The sequence below is a fragment of the Photorhabdus akhurstii genome (assembly GCF_019090985.1).
Classification (GTDB): domain Bacteria; phylum Pseudomonadota; class Gammaproteobacteria; order Enterobacterales; family Enterobacteriaceae; genus Photorhabdus; species Photorhabdus akhurstii.
Window position 1 is genome coordinate 5,705,389 of sequence record NZ_CP020335.1, and the last position, 20,894, is coordinate 5,726,282.

19 protein-coding genes and 1 pseudogene are annotated in these 20,894 nt (G+C 38.5%); 6 read left to right on the forward strand and 14 right to left on the reverse strand.

The genetic code is table 11. The features are described 5' to 3' along the window. Window positions 1–704: 704 nt before the first annotated feature. The 4 genes from B0X70_RS24800 to B0X70_RS24815 form a co-directional block, all read right to left on the reverse strand. Window positions 705–1,658, reverse strand: a complete 954-nt coding sequence (locus tag B0X70_RS24800) for a methyltransferase (RefSeq protein ID WP_217470609.1) — start codon at window positions 1,656–1,658, stop codon at window positions 705–707. Window positions 1,659–2,146: 488 nt separating this feature from the next. Continuing rightward, window positions 2,147–3,100 (reverse strand): methyltransferase, encoded by a 954-nt coding sequence (locus tag B0X70_RS24805; protein ID WP_046395903.1) that lies wholly within the window; start codon window positions 3,098–3,100, stop codon window positions 2,147–2,149. A 395-nt stretch (window positions 3,101–3,495) separates the two neighbouring features. Beyond that, on the reverse strand, window positions 3,496–4,449 hold the full coding sequence (locus tag B0X70_RS24810; RefSeq protein ID WP_046395902.1) for a methyltransferase: 954 nt from the start codon (window positions 4,447–4,449) through the stop codon (window positions 3,496–3,498). Between the two features lie 491 nt (window positions 4,450–4,940). Continuing rightward, entirely contained in the window at window positions 4,941–5,894 is a 954-nt protein-coding gene (locus B0X70_RS24815) for a methyltransferase (protein WP_036811127.1), read from the reverse strand. A 530-nt stretch (window positions 5,895–6,424) separates the two neighbouring features. On the opposite strand from B0X70_RS24815, the gene fdhE reads away from it, so the two are divergent. The 4 genes from fdhE to B0X70_RS24835 all read left to right on the forward strand — a co-directional run bounded on the left by fdhE (window position 6,425) and on the right by B0X70_RS24835 (window position 12,436). Next, window positions 6,425–7,354, forward strand: coding sequence for a formate dehydrogenase accessory protein FdhE (gene fdhE / locus B0X70_RS24820; protein ID WP_036811120.1), 930 nt, complete (start codon window positions 6,425–6,427; stop codon window positions 7,352–7,354). 21 nt (window positions 7,355–7,375) lie between these two features. Beyond that, window positions 7,376–8,767 (forward strand): L-seryl-tRNA(Sec) selenium transferase, encoded by a 1,392-nt coding sequence (gene selA / locus B0X70_RS24825; protein ID WP_217470610.1) that lies wholly within the window; start codon window positions 7,376–7,378, stop codon window positions 8,765–8,767. 51 nt (window positions 8,768–8,818) lie between these two features. Then, window positions 8,819–10,678: a selenocysteine-specific translation elongation factor gene (gene selB / locus B0X70_RS24830; RefSeq protein ID WP_217470611.1), complete on the forward strand. Its 1,860-nt coding sequence runs from the start codon at window positions 8,819–8,821 to the stop codon at window positions 10,676–10,678. Window positions 10,679–10,786: 108 nt separating this feature from the next. Beyond that, complete coding sequence (locus tag B0X70_RS24835) at window positions 10,787–12,436, forward strand: LTA synthase family protein (RefSeq protein ID WP_217470612.1); 1,650 nt, start codon at window positions 10,787–10,789, stop codon at window positions 12,434–12,436. Between the two features lie 130 nt (window positions 12,437–12,566). On the opposite strand, the gene B0X70_RS24840 is transcribed toward B0X70_RS24835, so the two are convergent. The 5 genes from B0X70_RS24840 to B0X70_RS24860 all read right to left on the reverse strand — a co-directional run bounded on the left by B0X70_RS24840 (window position 12,567) and on the right by B0X70_RS24860 (window position 15,168). After that, entirely contained in the window at window positions 12,567–12,683 is a 117-nt protein-coding gene (locus B0X70_RS24840; RefSeq protein ID WP_146111078.1) for a Tn3 family transposase, read from the reverse strand. A gap of 354 nt (window positions 12,684–13,037) precedes the next feature. Then, window positions 13,038–13,811, reverse strand: coding sequence for a DUF1240 domain-containing protein (locus tag B0X70_RS25505; RefSeq protein WP_246593387.1), 774 nt, complete (start codon window positions 13,809–13,811; stop codon window positions 13,038–13,040). 57 nt (window positions 13,812–13,868) lie between these two features. Further along, window positions 13,869–14,273 carry a DUF1240 domain-containing protein gene (locus B0X70_RS24850; RefSeq protein WP_240492374.1) on the reverse strand — a complete coding sequence of 135 codons (405 nt, stop codon included), beginning with the start codon at window positions 14,271–14,273 and terminating at the stop codon, window positions 13,869–13,871. Next, the gene (locus tag B0X70_RS24855) at window positions 14,266–14,805 is read right to left on the reverse strand and encodes a hypothetical protein (RefSeq protein ID WP_246593388.1); all 540 of its coding nucleotides are present in this window, start codon (window positions 14,803–14,805) and stop codon (window positions 14,266–14,268) included. The genes B0X70_RS24850 and B0X70_RS24855 overlap by 8 nt, the downstream gene beginning before the upstream one ends. 66 nt (window positions 14,806–14,871) lie before the next feature. After that, complete coding sequence (locus tag B0X70_RS24860) at window positions 14,872–15,168, reverse strand: type II toxin-antitoxin system RelB family anti-toxin (protein ID WP_246593389.1); 297 nt, start codon at window positions 15,166–15,168, stop codon at window positions 14,872–14,874. 363 nt (window positions 15,169–15,531) lie between these two features. Here B0X70_RS24860 and B0X70_RS24865 point away from each other — a divergent pair, with 363 nt between their 5' ends. Both B0X70_RS24865 and B0X70_RS24870 read left to right on the forward strand, forming a co-directional pair. Then, window positions 15,532–15,771, forward strand: a complete 240-nt coding sequence (locus tag B0X70_RS24865; RefSeq protein WP_217471806.1) for an HTH-like domain-containing protein — start codon at window positions 15,532–15,534, stop codon at window positions 15,769–15,771. A 68-nt stretch (window positions 15,772–15,839) separates the two neighbouring features. Continuing rightward, window positions 15,840–16,295: pseudogene (locus tag B0X70_RS24870) on the forward strand (PHP domain-containing protein); the annotation flags it as partial. A gap of 270 nt (window positions 16,296–16,565) precedes the next feature. On the opposite strand, the gene mnmE reads toward B0X70_RS24870, so the two are convergent. The 5 genes from mnmE to rpmH all read right to left on the reverse strand — a co-directional run bounded on the left by mnmE (window position 16,566) and on the right by rpmH (window position 20,435). Continuing rightward, the gene (gene mnmE, locus B0X70_RS24875) at window positions 16,566–17,930 is read right to left on the reverse strand and encodes a tRNA uridine-5-carboxymethylaminomethyl(34) synthesis GTPase MnmE (RefSeq protein WP_217470614.1); all 1,365 of its coding nucleotides are present in this window, start codon (window positions 17,928–17,930) and stop codon (window positions 16,566–16,568) included. Window positions 17,931–18,051: 121 nt separating this feature from the next. Next, window positions 18,052–19,692: a membrane protein insertase YidC gene (yidC, locus tag B0X70_RS24880; protein ID WP_105397438.1), complete on the reverse strand. Its 1,641-nt coding sequence runs from the start codon at window positions 19,690–19,692 to the stop codon at window positions 18,052–18,054. A 2-nt stretch (window positions 19,693–19,694) separates the two neighbouring features. Beyond that, window positions 19,695–19,955 (reverse strand): membrane protein insertion efficiency factor YidD, encoded by a 261-nt coding sequence (gene yidD, locus B0X70_RS24885; RefSeq protein WP_071647079.1) that lies wholly within the window; start codon window positions 19,953–19,955, stop codon window positions 19,695–19,697. Next, on the reverse strand, window positions 19,919–20,278 hold the full coding sequence (gene rnpA, locus B0X70_RS24890) for a ribonuclease P protein component (protein WP_071647078.1): 360 nt from the start codon (window positions 20,276–20,278) through the stop codon (window positions 19,919–19,921). The genes yidD and rnpA overlap by 37 nt, the downstream gene beginning before the upstream one ends. Before the next feature lie 16 nt (window positions 20,279–20,294). After that, window positions 20,295–20,435 carry a 50S ribosomal protein L34 gene (gene rpmH, locus B0X70_RS24895; protein WP_000831330.1) on the reverse strand — a complete coding sequence of 47 codons (141 nt, stop codon included), beginning with the start codon at window positions 20,433–20,435 and terminating at the stop codon, window positions 20,295–20,297. Window positions 20,436–20,894: the final 459 nt, after the last annotated feature.

Consider the following 20,894-nt stretch of genomic DNA (forward strand, 5'->3'; position numbering starts at 1 on the left):
TAGTTATCTATGCTCCCGGGGATTCGCTCCCTTGCCGTCGCGATGCATCTTGAAATCCATAGGGTATATATTATTAATAAATTAAATATCTTATCAAAAATCCAAGAAATACCATGATGATAGATTGGATATCCTGACACCCCATTTGAACTAAAATGTAATTATTAGCTTTATTATCTTTTCATGTAAAGATTCAATTCATCCTACTTCCGCATTTTTGAGCGTAAGGCGTTAACTATCAGATTATATTAAATTTGATAAAAAGAAATGACAAAGATCACAATTAACTGTTCTCATAACAATTAAAAATTAAATAGCAGAAAATAACGCAGTGCATATATTGCCATTTACATTCATTTATAAAAAAAATGATAATTATAAAACCTGAGAAATTACAGGTATTTTTTGAATGTGTTATTTAGGCAATAGGAAAAGAAACATCAATGATGTTCCACCCTAAAGATCATCAATGAAGGGTAGTGACATCCTACCTATTACTAATTAATTCCAATATTAAAAATATAATGCTTATGAAAATTACGTTCATTATAAATATCTGAATTACATTTCAAATATCTATATGTTTTTATAAAATAAGATAAAAATATGGCATCAGATATTTTGATGCCATACTTGTTATACCTATTTTCAGATGCACAATATCCATATGATTATTCTTACGGAGTTCCATGATTATCTATAATTTATTTTACCCCTAGTTCTATAATTGAATATTTCTCATTTATCTCTTTAATACCTTTAACGACAAATCCTGCCTGGCAAGCTAACTCCTCTAATTCACTCAAATAGCGCTCTTTTCCTAATAATAATACATCCATTAATATATCCGTAGAGTCAATTATTTCTAATCGTGGTTTCTTCACTGTGCTTATCAATAAAACAGTTGCATTATCATCCATAGCTTTTCTACAGCTCTGCAAAATTAATACTGCATTATTATCAGACCAATTATGGATAATATTTTTTAAAATATATAAATCATAACCAGATGGAACTGATTTAAAAAAATCTCCATTTATAAATTCAATATCTTCTAAAACAGGGGTTTCATTATACCTGTCCAATACAGCGTAATGTTTTCCTTTTACTTTTTCATTCATTCTTATCAAAAGCTTTCCTTCTCCCCCTCCAACATCTAATATTCTGTTGTATTGACTAAAATCATAAATATCGAGTATTTTATCTATTATTTTGTCCGAGTTTTTTGACATAAAAGAATCAAAATTTGATCTGAACAATTCATGATTGTCCAAATATTCAAAAAACGGTTTTCCATGCGCTATTTCAAATGCCGTTTTACTATTATTCTCAGATAAGGATTTTGAATACATTGACCAAGCGCTCCAGAATTCTGGGCTAACTTCGCACCTTATCATTAATGATTCCATACTTTCCGGGTCTGCAAGTGCACTGCACTCCTCAGAAAGTGCAATTCCTTCACCGCTGTTAACCAATACCCCTATTTTGATTAAATATTCACATAACCGGCTAAAGCGAGCATGATCAAGACCATATTGACGGGAAATTTCGCTAATATTTACGCAGGCTCCATCTTTAAAGTGAACAGACAACCCCATATCAACAAAAGCATAAATTGCGGTTGATTTTCTACATGATGTAATAAGTTCGATTAGCATAGCGTTGCCCTTTATCTGATAAAGAAATGAAATGTCTTATATAAAACTCTGGAAATACCGTGATAATTGATTAAGTATCTTAACAACATATTTTCACCAAATTGTGATTATTAGTTTTGTTACCTTTTCCTTATGAAATAATAAATTTTCACTCCCCTTATTTTCCAACAAGTTAACTCACCTTAATTATCCATTTCTAGGCGTAACTTATTATACTATATTAAATTTAATAAAAATAAATGATAAAGATCACAATTAATTCCTTGCAGGATGTTTGAAAATAAAACAAGGAAATACAACTTAATTTTGATATTTTCTCCATTAAACCAATATTATTATAAAATTTAAATCCACATTCTATTTAAACATTTTATTGATAAAAAATAAAAATATGGCATCAAATATCTCGACGCCATATTCTCCATATATTCATCAAACATACAATATCCATATCATTATATTTGATTAAGCTTCCTATTATTTATAATTTATTTTACGCCTAGTTGAATAATTGAATATGATTCATCGATATCTTTAACATCTTGAATGATCAACCCTGCTCGTTTAGCCAAACATTCAAATTCCGTTAAGTTACGCTCTTGCCCTAAAGATGTCATATCCATCAATATATCTAAATATTTAACAAATTTAGATTGTGGTTTTTTCATTAAAGTTATTAATAAAATAGTTGCATTATTATTCATTGCCTTTCGGCAATTTTCTAAAATGAGTATTGATTCATTATCAGACCAATCATGAATAATATTCTTGAAGATATATAAATCGTAACCTGATGGAATTGATTTGAAAAAATCTCCATCTATAAAATCTATATTTTCGTAAGTAGGACTTTTATTATATCTATCCAATACAGCGTAATGTTTCCCTTTTACCTTTTCACTGATTTTTATCAAAAGATTCCCTCTTCCTCCTCCAACATCTAATATTTTATCGTGTTGGCTAAAATCATAAATATCAAATAATTTTTCAATCATTTTATCCGAGTTTTTTGACATTAAAGAATTAAATTTTTCTCTGAGCAATTCATTGCTATCCAAATATTCAAAGATTGGTTTTCCATGCGCTATTTCAAATGCCGATCTACCATTATTTTCAAGCAAGGATTTTGGATACATTAACCAAGCGTTCCAGAAATCCGAATCAAATTCCCACTTTATCATTAACGATTCTATACTTTCAGGATCGGCAAGCGCACGGCATCCATCAGAAAGTGCAACTTTATCATTACTGCTAACCAATACTCCAATTTCAATTAATAAATCACATAATCTATTAAGTCGCGAATAATCAATACCACATTGACTGGCAAGTTCATTGATATCCATATAGGCCCCGTCTTTAAAGTGAACAGACAAACCTGTATCGACAAAAGCATAGATGGCAATTGATTTTCTATATGACGCAATAAGTTCAACTAGCATTAGTTATCCTTTATATTTATTTTATAAAAAGATGAATTGTTTTATTTAAAAATCAGAAAATACATGATGATTTATTAGGTATTCTGATAACTAAAATGTAATCATTAACTTTACTATTTTTTTCGTGATATAATAAATATATCACTCTCCTTATAATAGAAAAAAACAATTAAGATTACAATTAACTCGTTTAAGGGGTTTTAAAAATAAAACAGAATGATTTAATATGTTTATTCTTGCTATTTAAATAATTCTCATCCCCAGAGAATAAATTCCTTCTCCGTTTTAAATATTATATATTTCATTAATATAAACAAACATGACATCAAATATTTTGATGCCATGTTTGTTACATATTTTTTCAGCGGGTAAATATCCATATAATTATCTTTTCGTTATTTTATTCCCAATTGGATAATTGAAAACCACTCATCAACATCCTTAACATCTTGAATAACCAATCCTGCCTGGTTAGCCAAACGTTCGAATTCCGTTAAATTACGCTCTTTTCCTGAAAATAGTGCATCCATTAACATATCTAAATATATCACCGCCTTATATTGTGGTTTTTTCATATAACCTATCAACAAAATCTTTGCACCACTATCCATTGCCTTACGGCAGTTTTCCAAAATTAATACTGCTTTATCATCGGGCCAATCATGGAGAATATTCTTTAAAATATATAAATCATAACCTGATGGAATTAATTTAAAAAAGTCTCCATTTATAAAGTCTATATTTTCCAAAACAGGAATTTCATGATATCTATCTAATACAGCGTAATGTTTTCCTTTTACTTTCTCACTGATTTTCAACAGAAGATTTCCCTCTCCCCCTCCAACATCTAATATTCTGTCATATTGACTAAAATCATAAATATCAAGTAGCTTCCCAATGATTTTATCTGAGGTCTTTGACATTGAAGAATCAAATTTTGATTTGAGTGATTTATCACTAACCAAATGTTCAAAGAATGATTTTCCATGCATTATTTCAAATGCGGGTTTTCCATCACTTTCAAGTAAAGATTTCGAATACATTGACCAAGCATTCCAGCAATCAGGGCTTAGTTCCCATTTTACAATTAATGACTCCATACTTTCAGGATCGGCAAGTGCACTGCATTCTTCAGAAAGAGTGACTTTATCGCCGTGGTTAACCAATATTCCAATTTCAATTAAGAAATCACATAATCGATCAAGTCGGGAATAATCAATACCACATTGACGGGAAAGCTCGTCTATATCTACATAAGCTCCATTTTTAAAGTGAATAGATAAACCTGTATCAATAAAAGCGTAGATTGCAGCTGATTTTCTATATGAAGCAATAAGTTCGGCTAGCATTGAGTTATCCTTTATGTCTTTATCTTATAAATAGATGAAGTATTTTACCTAAAATGCATGAAATACCATGATGATTAATTAGGTATTCCGACAACTAATATGTGATTATTAGCTTTGTTACCTTTTCTTGGTGAGATAATAAAGATTTCACTTTCCTTATTTTCCCATTGTTCCACTTACTTTAATAACGCATTTTTAAGGCAAAATTGTTAACTATCAGACTATATTAAATTAGACAAAAATAAATGACAAAGATCACAATTAACTCTTCTCATAAATTTAGAAAATAAAATAGGATTGTTTAATATAGTTTTTAATCGTTTTTATTGCCAGAGAGTAATTCTGCTTTTTATTTTACTACATATATATTTCATTATCATAAAATAAAAATTGGCATCAAATATATTGATGCCACACATTTTACATATATATTCCATAACGATGGGATATGAATATAATCATCTTTGGAAATAATTATGAATCCCTATAATTTATTTCACCCCTAATTCGATAAGTGAAAACATTCCATCTATATCTTTAGAATATCGAACGATAAGTCCCGCCTGGTTAGCTAGATGTTCGAATTCACTTAAATAACGCTCTTGCCCTAAATATAGCATATCCATTAATAAATCGACAGATTTAACCATTGGGGATTTTGTTTTTTTCATTAAGGTTATTATCAGGATATTTGCATTATCATCCATCACTTCTCGGCAATTCTTCAAAAGGGATATTGCGTCATTATCAGGCCAGTTATGGAGGACATTCTTTAAAATATATAAATCATAACCTGACGGAATTGACTCAAAAAAATCGCCATTTATGAAATCTATACCTTCATAAATAGGAATTTCATTATATCTGTCCAATACAGCATAATCTTTTCCTTTGAATTTTTCACTGATTCTGATCAAAAGCTCTCCATCTCCACCTCCCAGATCCAATATTCTGTTATATTTATTAAAATCATAAACAACAAGCAATTCTTTAATTATTTTATTTGTATATTTTGACATTAAAGCGTCAAAATTTGATTTTAGTACTTTATCATTATCCCAAATCTCATAGAATGATTTTCCATGCGCCATATCAAATGCCGGTTTACCATTGTTTTCCAGTAAGGATTTTGGGTACATTAACCAAGAATCCCAATGTTCTCGATTGATTTCATATTTTATTGTCAAGAATTCAAAACTATCAGGATCAGCAAGTGCACTGCATTCTTCAGAAAGTGCAACCCCATCGTTGCCGCTAACCAATACACCTATTTCAGTTAAGAAATCACATAGTCGATTAAGTCTAGAATAATCAATACCATATTGATCAGCAAGTTTGTTAATATCTACATAGGTTCCATTTTTAAAGTGAATAGATAAACCCGCCTCAACAAAAGTGTAGATTGCGGCTGTTTTTCTATATGACGTAATGAGATTGATTAGCATGGAATTACCCTTTCTGTATTTTTAAATGAGGTTATTATATAAAATATAGATAGTACCACTATGACTAAATATATATATTTGAGACGCATTTAAACCAAAATGTAATTATTAACTTTGCTATCTTTTCCTTATGCGGCAATGAATAATTAATTCTCTTTTTACAATTAATTATTCACTTTAATTATATGTTTTTAGGCATGAGTCAATTAATCATTAGGCCATATTAAATATAATAGAAAGAAATGTTAAAAATCACAATTAACTCTTTTTGGGTATTTTTAAAATTAAATTGAAAGAAATTTCTTAACAATATTTTTCTTTCAGAAAAAAATTCACACAAAGAGAGTGAATGGTTATAAAAACCGCAACCATTTCATGAATATATTGGTTATTACTGACCACATCATTTCGAGCATTATCTCTGTAGCCCAGAAACCTCTTTTGATCTATGCTGAGCGCTAAGAACAAGCTTAAGATTATTATTAGCCTGAAAGCCCCAAAGCAGATAGCAGGAAGGAAGATAGAACTTAATGAGTATTCGCATCGTTCCTAAAGAACAACTAAGCAAAGATCGTAGCAATGAAAAAGCAGCAGATTATATCCCGCCATTGCTTTTTGCTAATCTGAGAAACCTTTATCAGCGCCGGACAGAACGCTTGCAGCAACTGGCAGAAAAGAGCCCGTTCATTGATTATCTTAACTTTTCAGCACAAGTTGCCCAAGCTCAGCAAAAAGCGTTACATGATAATCCATTGAAAATGGAGATAGCAGATATCTTAGAAAAATCTGTTATTGAAGATAAGCCGCCTCTGGATTGCAAAACCTTCCAACGCACTAAACACTGGCAGAAATTGCTTCACTCTCTGATAGCAGAATTACTGCCGGATGCGTCGGAACATGTTCATGCCGCTCTGGATAATCTAGCAAAGGCGTCGGAACAGGAGCTGGAACAGATGGCCGATGCTTTGTTGAAAAATGAATTCAGTAAAGTCAGCCCTGAAAAAGCACTTTTTATCTGGGCGGCACTCTCCCTCTATTGGGCGCAAATGGCAAATCAAATCCCAGGAAAAGCGAAGGCGGAATATGGTGAACATCGTCAGTTCTGCCCAGTTTGCAGCAGTATGCCGGTCTCAAGTGTTGTTCAGATTGGCACAACCAACGGACTGCGTTATCTACATTGTAGTTTGTGTGAAAGTGAATGGCATGTGGTACGAGTAAAGTGTAGTAACTGCGAACAGACACGCGATCTTAATTATTGGTCGCTAGATAGTGAGCACGCCGCAGTGAAAGCGGAAAGTTGCGGTGATTGTGGTAGTTATTTGAAAATTCTCTATCAGGAGAAAGATCCAAAAGTTGAGGCGGTTGCTGATGATTTAGCTTCACTGATCCTCGACGCCAAAATGGAAGAGGAAGGTTTTGCCCGCAGTAGTATCAACCCGTTTTTGTTCCCAAATGAGTAACAGTGAGTTGACGGAATTGCCATGACATATAAACCGTGCCCGTTGTACAGCCAGCTCCCCGCCATTGATCGTCTATTGCGTGAGCCACAAATAACACCATTCGTGGAACAATATGGACAGACGCTGGTAACGGCAACATTAAGAGGGATGCAGGAACAGGCCAGAATCTATATCAAGCAGTATCAGGCACTGCCTGATTGGTGTGATAACTGGGTCCTGGCTCTCGGTCAGCAACTGGAACAGAAACAAACTTTGGCTTTAAAGCCAGTGTTCAATCTCAGTGGTACGGTGATTCATACCAATCTTGGCCGAGCATTAATGGCAGAATCGGCTATTGAGGCGGTGACACAAGTGATGCGTTCACCCGTAACATTGGAATATTCCCTCAATGACGCTGGGCGTGGACACCGAGACCACGCTTTGGCGGATTTACTGCGTGAATTAACCGGGGCGGAAGATGCCTGTATCGTTAATAATAATGCAGCGGCTGTGCTGTTATTATTGGCAACCGTGGCATCCGGTAAGCAAGTTGTGGTTTCTCGTGGCGAACTAGTGGAAATTGGCGGCGCATTCCGTATTCCTGATGTCATGGTTCAAGCAGGATGCCGACTAGTTGAAGTCGGCACCACGAACCGCACTCACCTGAAAGATTACCAACAAGCGATTAATGAAGAGACCGCTCTCCTCATGAAAGTGCATACCAGTAACTACAATATTGAAGGTTTTACCGCAGAAGTATCCGGCCATGAATTGTCCGCTCTGGGAATAGCCTCGCAAATCCCTACGGCAATTGATCTGGGCAGTGGTTCCATGATCAATATGGCGCAATATGGATTGCCAGCCGAACCTATGCCCCAAGATTATCTGAATCAAGGCATCGATCTGGTCACTTTCTCTGGTGATAAATTACTGGGAGGACCACAAGCCGGCATTATTCTCGGTAAAAAGCGCTGGATAGAAGCAATTCAGCGTCATCCACTGAAACGTGCATTGCGGGCAGATAAGATGACGCTGGCCGCTTTGGAAGCCACACTGCGGTTATATCAGCGCCCCGAACAGCTTTGCCAGCAGTTGCCAACGTTACGTTTGTTAACCCGTTCACAGCAACAAGTGCATGATATGGCACAACGGTTATTACCTCAGCTTCAAACGCGTTACGGTGATCAGTTTATTGTTCGTGATGAGCCATGTTATTCACAGATTGGCAGCGGCTCATTGCCGGTTGATCGTCTGCCAAGTTGGTCTTTAACTTTCGCCGCTATTGATGGTCAGGGGAGCTCGTTGGAACGGTTGGCCCGGCGCTGGCGTGGGTTAACCAAACCCGTTCTTGGCCGGATTTCTGGCGGGCGTTTATGGCTGGATTTACGCTGTCTCGAAGATGAAAAAGCGCTATTGCAGGCACTATTGCTGTAATTTTCTAAAATACAACAACTTACCGAAATACAATAATTCTTTGAAACTATTATGATTTTTGCCGCCGCGGGCCATGTTGATCATGGAAAAACCACACTTATTCAAGCGATTACCGGCGTTAATACAGCCCATTTGCCGGAGGAGAAAAAGCGCGGGATGACCATCGATTTGGGTTATGCCTATTGGCCGCAACCGGATAGCTCTGCGGTTGGTTTTATCGATGTGCCCGGACATGAAAAATTTCTCGCCAATATGTTGGCAGGGATCGGGGGTATCGATCATGTTTTATTGGCGGTTGCCTGTGACGACGGGGTAATGGCTCAAACAAGAGAACATTTAGCTATTCTGCGTTTGATTGGCTGTCCGTCCATAACCGTTGCGCTCACTAAAGCCGATCGCGTGGAATCACACCGAATAGTTGAAGTCCGTCAGCAAATTGAATATGAGCTGGCAATTCAGGGTTGGGGTGCCCCGCCTCTGTTTGTAACAACCGCGATAGATGAAGAAAGTATTGTTCCTTTGAGGCAGCATCTGTTGCAGTTACATCAGCAAAATAAGCAGCATGAAAAATTACATCAACGTTTTCGTCTGGCGATAGATCGCGCTTTCAGTGTAAAAGGAGCGGGTCTGGTAGTAACGGGAACAGCATTGTCTGGTCGGGTCAGTGTGGGAGATATCCTCTGGCTGACCGGCCGGGATCAACAAGTCAGAGTACGTGGCTTGCATGCTCAGAATCAACAAACCGATACGGCTCAGGCCGGGCAACGTATTGCACTGAATATTACTGGTGATGTCAGTAAAGAACAGGTTTCCCGTGGTGATTGGCTACTTTCCCACAAACCCTTTGAGCATGTAGAAAAGGTATTGGTAGAAGTAGAAACTGATGAACCTTTGCGAAACTGGCAACCACTTCATATTCATCATGCTGCCAGCCATATAACGGGGCGGATTTCATTACTAAATCAGCTTTCTGATAAGCCTCTGCTGGTTGAATTGGTGCTTGATAGCCCATTGTGGTTGGTTGAGAATGATCGGCTAATACTGCGAGATATCAGCGCCAGAAAAACACTGGCTGGCGCGCGGGTGATAAACCTAAATTCTCCCCGCCGTGGTAAACGCCAGCCAGAATTTTTGCATTGGCTCACTCAGCTTGCCAAAACATCAGATCATGCGGCTAATTTAGCGCTCCATTTGCCCCGAGGCGCACTTTCTCTCGACCGCTTTTCTTGGGCGCGTCAGTTAACAGAAGCAACTCTCCACCAGCTAATCGTTGATAAGGATGTGATTATTGCCAATGGGATGATGTTGTCACAGAACAATGCCAGGTTAGCAAAGCAGAAGTTACTACAAGTTTTGGCCGAATATCACCGGCAACATGTTGACCAATTGGGTTTGGGAAGGGCACGTCTGAAACGGATGGCGCTGCCAACGCTGGATGAAGCACTGGTTTATACTCTGATAGATGCATTGCTCTGTGATGGACAGCTAAAGCAATTACGAGGTTGGTTATATCTTCCTGAGCACAGTTTGTCTTTTAGTGATGAACAGGCAAAATTGTGGCAACGAATAGTCCCCTATTTCACAGATGATCCGTGGTGGGTACGTGATCTGGCTGCTGACTTAAAAGAAGAAGAGGCAACCGTTCGCAATTTATTGAAAAAATCAGCGCAATTGGGGCATATTATCGCGATTGTTCCTGATCGTTATTATTGCAGCCAACGAATTCAGCAGTTCGCGGAATTGATTCGCCAATTTAATCAAGATTGTGGTGCAATTACCGCTGCGGATTTTCGCGATCAACTCGGTATCGGTCGTAAACTGGCTATTCAGATATTGGAATTTTTTGATCGCAGTGGTTTTACTCGTCGTCAGGCTGAGTCACATATTCTCAGAGATAATGGGCTATTCTGATGATTTGTTTAATTTAAAATATAGATGATTTCAGCAAAATCACCGTCTTGAACTGATCTGTGTTATTTTGCCAACCGTGAACCATCTATTAACTGGATTGAATACAATATGAAAAAGAAAATAATATCAGGTGTTTATCTGGGATTATTGTTCATTGCAACTTTAATACTGGTTTTTGAAAAAAGTGAAGACATTTACCCGGCACTGATCGCTGTCGGCGTGTTTGGTGTGATATTTGGCCTGGTGTTTTTTGTATCTGCCCGGTTACTGTTTTCTACGGCCTTTACCGGAACACTGTTTATTATCTTTAAGTTTCTCAATCAGATAAAAGTTCATTACTACAAAGAGCAGTTGATGTTCTCCGATCTGAACTTGATGTTTGATCCTGCCAATCAGGAAACATTACACCACTATTGGCTCGCTGGTTTGGGCGTTGTCGCTATGTTTATCTGGTTGATTTTTAACATGATGCTGAGCTGGAAAAAATCATCTCCCCTTCGTGGCTTCAAATGGCGTACTGTCGGCTTGGTTCTGGCGGTGTTCTGTACATGGGAAGTGAGCGCTACTGCCAATGCATTTAGAGAGCAGTGGGAATCTTCACTACCAAAAGGACGTGGTACAGTCACTAATATGGTGATGTCGGCTAAAGATGCCAAATATCATGCGCCTCAATTTGGGCAATCAGCCGATTATTTTCTGCAACAGGCTAAGAATGTTGTGCTGCCTGTGCCGCAGTCAGCGATTAAACCTGACGTGGTGATGTTATTACAAGAATCTACCGTGACTCCACATATCTATCAGTTGCCTGATGATACCCATTTACCCGATCTTTATATGTTTCAGCGGGATTCTGGTGTCAGCGCACAAAGCCCAATGCGGGTGCAAACTTTCGGTGGTGGTACCTGGTTATCTGAATTTTCCGCTCTGACCGGCTTAAATACAGACGATTTTGGCTCACGTAAGAATGCGGTTTTTTATTTTATTGTTGATCACCTGAAATACAGCTTGTTCCATGAAATGAAACAGAATGGTTATTACACGGTTGTTTTGACGCCATTTAATAAATCCTCTTATCATTCTGGTCATGCTTATCAAACTCTCGGCGTTGATCGCATTATTCAGCCACAGGAATTGGGATATCCCGCCAGTCTCGATAAAAATCTGTGGACTATTTCTACACAAGAGATGTTGAATTATGTGAAAGAAATTTTGGCACAGGAAACGGATAAGCCGCTCTTTATTTTCTCACTGACCATGTATGAACATGGCCCATATGATGAAGATCATTCTGATGATTACGGGCTTACCGGACATGTGAAAAATTCACAGGCAGTGGGTAAATTCAGTCACTATATGGAGAAAATCAAAGCTTCTGATCCGGCAATTAAAGATTTCAGTGAGTTTGTTGCTAAGCGGGAAAAGCCAACCATGTTCCTCTATTTCGGTGATCATCAACCCAATATCAGCCTAAACCAGTACAATGGCGTATTTTCAAATCCGGGTCATATCACCCAATTTACTATGCGGGATAACTTGCAGCAGGGAGAATCTATTCAGACTGATGAACTGACGGATATTTCATTCCTTGGGGGCATGATTATGGAGAGAGCTAAACTAGATGCTTCACCTTTTTATCGAGCAAATATGACAATGCGTCATCTCTGCCGGGGAGCGTTGGATGATTGTCAGGATAAAGCGCTAGTGGAAAGTTATAAACACTATATTTATCAGCAATTAGATGTTGCAGGTAAAAAGTAAGTTATAAAATCATCATGTGAGTAGGTGCCATATTTATATGGCACTGTAAATGACTCCAAGTGCCGAGTTGCAGTAGATAATTAGCTATCAGACGGGTACAGTCGGTTCAATGCCTGTTGCACAAACTGTCTCAATGTCTGTTATCCACGTACTCAAGCGCATAGATACATTTGACTGGCCTGTTATACTCACATAGTGCAGACAACGTAAGATTGTTTCTTCTGGCGTTTGGAAGTTTCCTGATCACTGTACTCTGGTTTGTTGCCTTTCAGCTCAATGAACAGACTATATACTGGATACGTTCCCATTCATCCACAATCAGCTTGTGCTTTATAGGTTTTTTCAAAAAGATATAGTTTTCAATCAGCCCTAACGTATTGAGTTTTTTCTGTAATTTTTTTATTTACTTTTTCATTGTGAATTTTCTCTATTTATTGTGAGCTATTCTGCTACATGTCAGAGTACAATATATGAAAGAGTTTTATTAAATTATAAATCCATATCACGGAATCATATAACCGCCGGCACATCTGCTTATAACATATGGGAAGATAGAAATCATTAAATAAAAATAAAACACTAAGCATATAAAAATATATGCTTAGTGACAAAGAGAAATATCCTTAACATACTTATTTGGAGCCATCCATGATGATTTACTACATGTTACATACCCCTCCAACTTTAACTCATCATCAACATAAAAAGATACAAATAAAGTAAGAATAAATCCTATTATTGATACACATGAAATATAATCCCCAATTTTACCATTGAGATTTTTTGTTCTATTTTTAGCAATCCTTAACAAAGCATAAGCAATATGAATCAGTAAAGGAGTAAACCAAATAAACCCCGCACTCTTCCATGAGAATGTAATAACGCTATCACGCCTAAAAAAACCTATATAATCATTTAATGAGAAAAATACAAATAATACTGCCATAAAAAAAACAAATAGCGAGCCTACGTATATTTTTATTTTATTTATATTATCCACGGCTATATCTACCCCACATATTAAAAAATTGATCTGCCGTAGGTGTTCCCACAAAAACATTTCTTTTTCTATTTTTATATTTTTAATTATGCTTTCACTAATTTTAAAATAATCATCCAACCAATATAAAGCAAACGAAACTCCAACCCCAAGAGCAAAAACTCCAATAGTTACAGCCAAAAGACTCCACCCTATAGTTAAGAGTGGCGCTGCTATTAGTGAATTAACGCCCAAAGCAACACCTGTTGATACAGCTAGTTTTGCACCATCTATTGTTAAGTTAACAAACAAATCAGCTAATCCATAATCATCTTTAAGTATTAACTCAACGGCTCTATATGCAGCTGAGATGCCATATGAAAGAATTTCACTCAACTATAAATCATATCATGGAGTCATATAACAACCTACCCATCTGCTTATAGCATATACTTAGTGACAAAGTGAAATGTCCTTAACATACTTATTTGGAGCCATCCATGATGATTTACTACAGATTAAATATCCCTCAGATTTTAATTCATCATCAACATAAAAAGACACAAATAAAGTAAGAATAATGCCTGTTATTGACACATATGAAACATAATTTCCTATTTTACTATTAAGACGTTTCACCTTACCCAATGAGATTCTATATAAAATAAAAGAAATATAAATCAACACAGGACTAAACCAAATAGCTCCCGCGCTTTTCCATGAGAATGTAATAACACTATCATGCTTAAAAAAATCGATATAATCATTCAACGAAAAAAATATAGATAACACTGCCATAAAAAGAAGCAATAAAATTCCAGAATATAATTTTGCTTTATTTTCATTTATATTATCCACGACTAAACCTTCCCCACATATTAAAAAACTGATCCGGATGGTATGGTGCCGGATTTGTTTTTTTATTCTTTATGTTTTTAATTATAGTTTCACTAATTTTAAAGTGGTCATCTAACCAATATAAAGCAAGAGAAGTTAGAAACCCAATAGCAAAAACGCCAAGAGCTACAAGCATAAGACTTCCTCCTACAGCTAAGAGTGGAGAAACTATTAGAGTATTAGCAGCCGTAGCAATACCTATTGAAATAGCTAATTTTGCACCATCCATTGTTAAATTAACGAACAAATCAACCAATCCATATTCATCTTTAAATATTAACTCAACTAGTCTATATGCGGCTGAGAATACTATACCGAATCTAGCACCTTGGGCAATTCCAGCTTCAACACCTAACGTACCTACCCCAAAAGACACTATACGTGGATTATTAGTAAGATATCTTGTGGCGTTTAAATAGTTTCTTACACCAGGGTAACCTGATAACTTTATATATCTTCTTCCATCCTTACCAAAATACTCTGTTGCTTCCACACCGAAACTTCTTAAATCATTTATTATTCTTGCTATCCCAAAAGAATCATAGATATTACCAGCAAATTATGAAGCTGGATCAAGTTTCCCTATTAATGGTGGGAGCCAGTATTGGCTTTGGCGAACACTCCAACCTAATAACCGTTCAGCAACGTTTCTTGGCCGGATATCGAGTTCTAAATTCAACGCCGACATAATCTTAAAGAAGGTCTCCAGCTTGGTAGAATCTGGGTGCAGCTCAAAACTTGATACCGTGTCCTGCCGAATACCCACTCTGCTTGCCACTTTGCCCTGAGAAAGTTTTTGAGTAAACCTGATATCTTTTAAATATACGCTAAGTTGTTTCGAGTTAGTCACTTTCATATTGAGGTCAACCAATTTGAACAGTTAACCTCATTGTTACACGCTATAGCCGGTAAATGTAATTTTACCTGTTATAACCGGTAAAAAAGTTCCACTTCTGCCTTTTACCCATTCACTTGCCAATACAGAATGTAAAAAATATAATTAAAACAATTTGTTATGTGAATTTTGATTTTGTAACTAAATGGTAGCATTATCTCATAGCTTGCTATCAATAAAAAACCATCCCCCATCTATTTGCAAATAGCCTAGAACGTTTACCAACGCAACTACAGTTTCCTTGCGGTACGCATATAAATTATATAATTTAGCTAGATTAGCTAGATGTTCAATGGTAAAGGTTATGCAATGGTAAAGGTTATGATAAACGAACAAGATATTTACGAAAGGATCAAGCAGGTTTTAGCAAATGCGCCACGCAATCAGTACACGGCTGAGCTACATCTACAAATGATTAAGTATGCCGATGAGTTGAAGAACATTACAGCTAAAGATTTTTGTGAAAGTGTTGGGCTTAGCCAAAGTTTTGGCACCGAGTTCAGTAAAATGCGCAATTTGACGCAGCGTTTGAAAACCGCAGGACTTAATACGGATCTGCTTTAAGACAATTTTGTCGATGTAAATTGCCAAGACCTGAACGATGAATATGCCTGTATAAGTGGAGTATAAGTATGACTATCCAGACCAATAAGTACACTAAAGCACGTTTTTTCAAGTGTGCATTGCAGGTAAATTCTTCAGACTACATAAAACATCGGGGGCAGCAACCGACTCTTTCTGAAGATGACTATAACCAGCAATTATTAAATGCTTCGCTAGAGATGAGAATTAAAGTCATTGGCCTAGCTGATCATGGATCGGTGAATGGTTTTGAAAAGATCAGAGATCTCTTTGCACAACATGGAATCGTGGTGTTCCCCGGCTTTGAAGTTGCCTCCAGTGAGAAAATTCACTTCGTTTGCCTGTTTGATGAATCAGCTTCAGCTGATCAGATAAAAATGCATTTGGGAGCATTGGATGTGGATATAAACCAGCCGGAAGCCCCAGTGAAGAAATCTGCCACGGATATTATTGATTACGTAAACGATAAGGGTGGTTTCATTTTCGCTGCCCACTGTACCAATGATCATTTAAAAACAATCTTGTTCCGGTAATAGATGTTGTGGCTGTTGGAACAGAGTATAACGCACTGTATTTAGCGCTTTTAAAACAACACCATTTTTTTAAAGGCAATCGGAAAATGACTTTGCAATGCGCGATGTAATTTTTGTAAAGCGGATCAAAACGAAGTAAAAAAAGAAAGCACTGTTATATATGTAAAAGTTTATATATAACAGTGCGTTATGCTTGATATGTTACGATGAGTTTTGAAACGTTACACTTCAAAAATGACCACTTCACTTCCCAATACAAAAACTCGAAAAAATCCTTCCTAGTAGATCATCGGAAGTAAACTCACCCGTGATCTCGCTCAACGCCTGCTGCGCCAGACGCAGCTCTTCTGCCAGCAATTCACCTGAACGGGCAACCACCAATTGTTCATGGCCCTGCTGTAAATGTTCCGCTGCGGTATTTAATGCTTGTAAATGACGACGACGAGCCAAGAAACCACCTTCGGTATTACTGCTAAAACCCATCGTTTCTTTTAGATGATCGCGCAATAAATCGATGCCTTCACCGCTACGGGCAGAAAGTCTAACCAGCGAGTAACCACTTACTTCTGCAATACTTGTCTCTTCATCGGTCATATCTGTCTTATTACGAACGACTGTGATAGGCAGCGATTTAGGCAGGCGAGCCATAAATTCAGGCCAGATTTCCACAGGTTCAACCGCACTCGTTGTCGTGCTATCTACCATAAACAGTACACGATCAGCCTGCTCAATTTCCTGCCATGCACGCTCAATACCAATACGCTCAACTTCGTCACTGGCTTCACGCAAACCTGCGGTATCAATGATATGCAACGGCATACCGTCAATATGAATATGTTCACGCAGCACATCACGAGTTGTACCTGCAATATCCGTCACAATCGCCGCTTCACGGCCTGCTAATGCATTAAGCAGGCTGGATTTCCCCGCATTAGGGCGACCGGCGATAACAACTTTCATCCCTTCACGTAAAAGGCTGCCCTGACGAGCCTGAGAACGTACACGCTCAAGCTCAGCCATCACGTCATCCAACTCAGCCTCGATTTTCCCATCAGAAAGGAAATCAATCTCTTCATCTGGAAAATCAATAGCCGCTTCTACATAGATTCGTAAGTGAGTAAGCGCTTCCACCATTTGGTGAACTTGAGTCGAAAAAGCGCCCTGTAAGGAATTCATCGCTGAACGGGCGGCTTGCTCCGAACTGGCATCGATCAGGTCAGCAATGGCTTCCGCCTGAGCTAAGTCCAGTTTGTCATTAAGAAAAGCGCGTTCAGAAAACTCACCTGGGTTAGCGATTCGCACACCTGGCAGAGTCAGAATACGTTTAAGCAGCAAATCGAGAATAACCGGCCCACCATGCCCTTGAAGCTCCAGTACATCTTCTCCGGTAAAGGAATTCGGCCCCGGAAAGTAAATAGCAATCCCCTGATCAAGTACCCGGCCATCCACATCACGAAATGGCAGATAATCTGCATAACGGGGTTTGGGTAATTTACCTAATACCACCTCAGCGACCTGTGCGGCTTTCGGGCCGGAAACACGCAAAATACCAACCCCTCCTCGTCCTGGTGGGGTAGCCTGAGCAACAATCGTATCCGTGGTATTCATGGTTATCTCTCTATTGACTTTTTCGCCCAAATTATTTTTTTACTCAAATAGTTAAGGCGGTCATTGACCGCCTTTTCTGTTATAACGGCCAGCATGTATTCATTCTGGCTGAAGCTATGTTTTATTTCGCTGGCTTTTTCTCACGACTATGCAAGCCGCGTTTTTCCAGCCCACGATAAATTAATTGCTGCTGGATAATTGTCACCAGGTTACTGACGATATAGTACAGAACCAGACCTGATGGGAACCACAGGAAGAATATGGTAAATATGACCGGCATATAAGTCATAATCTTCTGTTGCATCGGATCAGTAATTGTCGTCGGAGACATTTTCTGGATGATGAACATTGTTACACCCATCAGCAACGGCAGGATGTAATAAGGATCTTGCGCAGACAAGTCATTAATCCAACCCGCGAATGGCGCATGACGCAATTCAACAGAACCCATCAACATGTAATATAAAGCAAGGAAGATTGGCATCTGGATCAACAGAGGCAAACAACCACCCAGTGGGTTCACTTTCTCTGCTTTATACAATGCCATCATTTCCTGGCTCATACGCTGTTTATCATCACCAATACGCTCGCGCATAGCCGCCAATTTCGGCTGCAATAGACGCATTTTCGCCATTGACGTGTATTGTGCTTTGGTCAGCGGGTACATGATACCACGCACAATAAAGGTGATAACGATGATGGAGAAGCCCCAGTTACCAATAAAACCATGCAGGAACTTCAACAGCTTAAATAATGGCTGAGAGATAAACCACAACCAACCATAGTCTACCGACAGATCCAGATGAGGCGCTACAGCGGCCATTTCATCTTGAATTTCCGGGCCAACCCACAATGTAGAGGAGATCGTTTTCTCACTATTAGCCGCAACAGAGATTGGCGCACTCTTATAGCCAATCGCAGCCATCTCTTTACCTAATGCGGCTGTGTAGAAAGTACTAGTTTCATTTGCCGCGGGAACCCAAGCGGTAGCAAAATATTGCTGCAACATGGCAATCCAGCCACCTTTGGTGGCCACGGATAAAGGTTCACCTTCAATATCGCTAAAGCTATATTTTTTGTATTTGGTATCGTCTGAAGAATAGGCCGCGCCACGGTAAGTATGCAGTGCGAAGTTACTGCTGCCTGTATCACGATGCTTTGGCAGTTCAACACTCTGTTTCAACTGACCAAAGAAGGTCATCTGTAACGGTTTTTCCGTCGTGTTATTAATATGGTAATCCACACTAATCGCGTATTCACCACGTTTCAGGACAAATGTTTTGACATAAACAATGCCATCATTAGTGACGAAATTCATCGGGATACGCAATTCATCCTGCCCATCAGCCAATACATAGCTATCCTGTGCTGCGGTATACAGCGGGCGTTCACTATTCAGTGGATTATCTGGACCATCTTTCCCCGTCAATCCACTTTGCGCTTGATAAGTGAAAGCAGGTGTTGTTTCCAACAGCTTGAATGGTTGGTTTGAACCTAGGGTATCAGGATAGGCTAACAGGTCAGCCTCTTCGATATCACCGCCACGAGTATTGATGGTCAAAGAGAGCACATCAGTTTTAACTGTGATAAGTTTACCTTTTCCACTGCCTGGTACAGCCTGATTCTCACTGCTCGGCATATCCGTTTGTTGCGTGGCCTGTACTGTTGTTGGCTGCGGATTTTTATCTGCTTCCCATGCTTGCCAGACCAAGAAAGAAACGAACAGCAAAGCGATGAGAAGAAGATTACGTTGCGAATCCATCGTTAGTGTTCTCTGTTATCGTTGTTTTTTACGGGTGGGACAGGATCATCACCACCTTCATGTAAAGGGTGGCATTTTAATACGCGTTTCACCGTTAACCAACCGCCTTTTATCACCCCAAATCGGCATAATGCCTCAATGCCATATTGAGAGCATGTAGGATTAAAGCGACAACGGGGTCCCAACAGCGGGCTTATGACCAACTGATATCCTCGGATTAATCCGATCAGGAAGCGCGAGCCAAGCGACAGTGACGACGCCATAATTTACCCAAAGCTTCCGTTAACGCACGGTTATCAAGCTCAGCAACGCCTTTCTTAACCAATACCACAAAATCCATAGGAGGCAACTGATGTTGGTTTAAACGGAAGCTTTCACGGGCCAACCGCTTAATCCGGTTACGCTCATGGGCACGTTTAACATTTTTCTTGGCTATAGTAAGACCGATGCGGGGATGCCCCAGCTCGTTAAGGCGGCCAAGGATAGTAATCTCTGGCGAACTTGCCCGTTGAGGTTGCTGGAAAACATAAGTGAAATGCTTGGGAGTTAACAAGCGTAACTCCCTCGGAAAAGCGAGCGTAACCACTAGATGGTTAGCTTTATTACTTAGAAACGGTCAGACGAGCACGGCCTTTTGCACGACGGCGAGCCAGAACCTGACGACCATTTTTGGTAGCCATACGAGCGCGGAAGCCGTGAGAACGGTTACGCTTCAGTACGGATGGTTGGAAAGTGCGTTTCATAGCGATTTCTACCTAACTTAAGATTATTACTGATTCAGTAAACGCGTTGGCAGCCAGTGAGCATATAGACACCGATGCCTCAATCGCAACATCAATATAAAAGAAGCGGGATTGTAATAAAATGTACAGCTCTGAGTCAATTTACATAACACAAAGTCGGCCGGCTTTTCTACTGAGTTGGATGTTTACCAACACTCTGCCCATGCGTACACCAGAACCCTTCACTAAGAATTATCGGTAAAAAACTCTGGTATCGCACATAGGGTGCAACATTATACGGACTACTGAACAAAGCGCAACGATCACCGGCAGATCTTCGTTTTCTGCTATGATCCTTGGTCCGATTTTACTTTAAATATCAGCTTATTCTCGATCTGCATTTGACAACTACCATAACTCCACTACAACCCCTTTACAGCCCTATATTTCACAGACAATTTTATCCTGTGGATAAAAAGC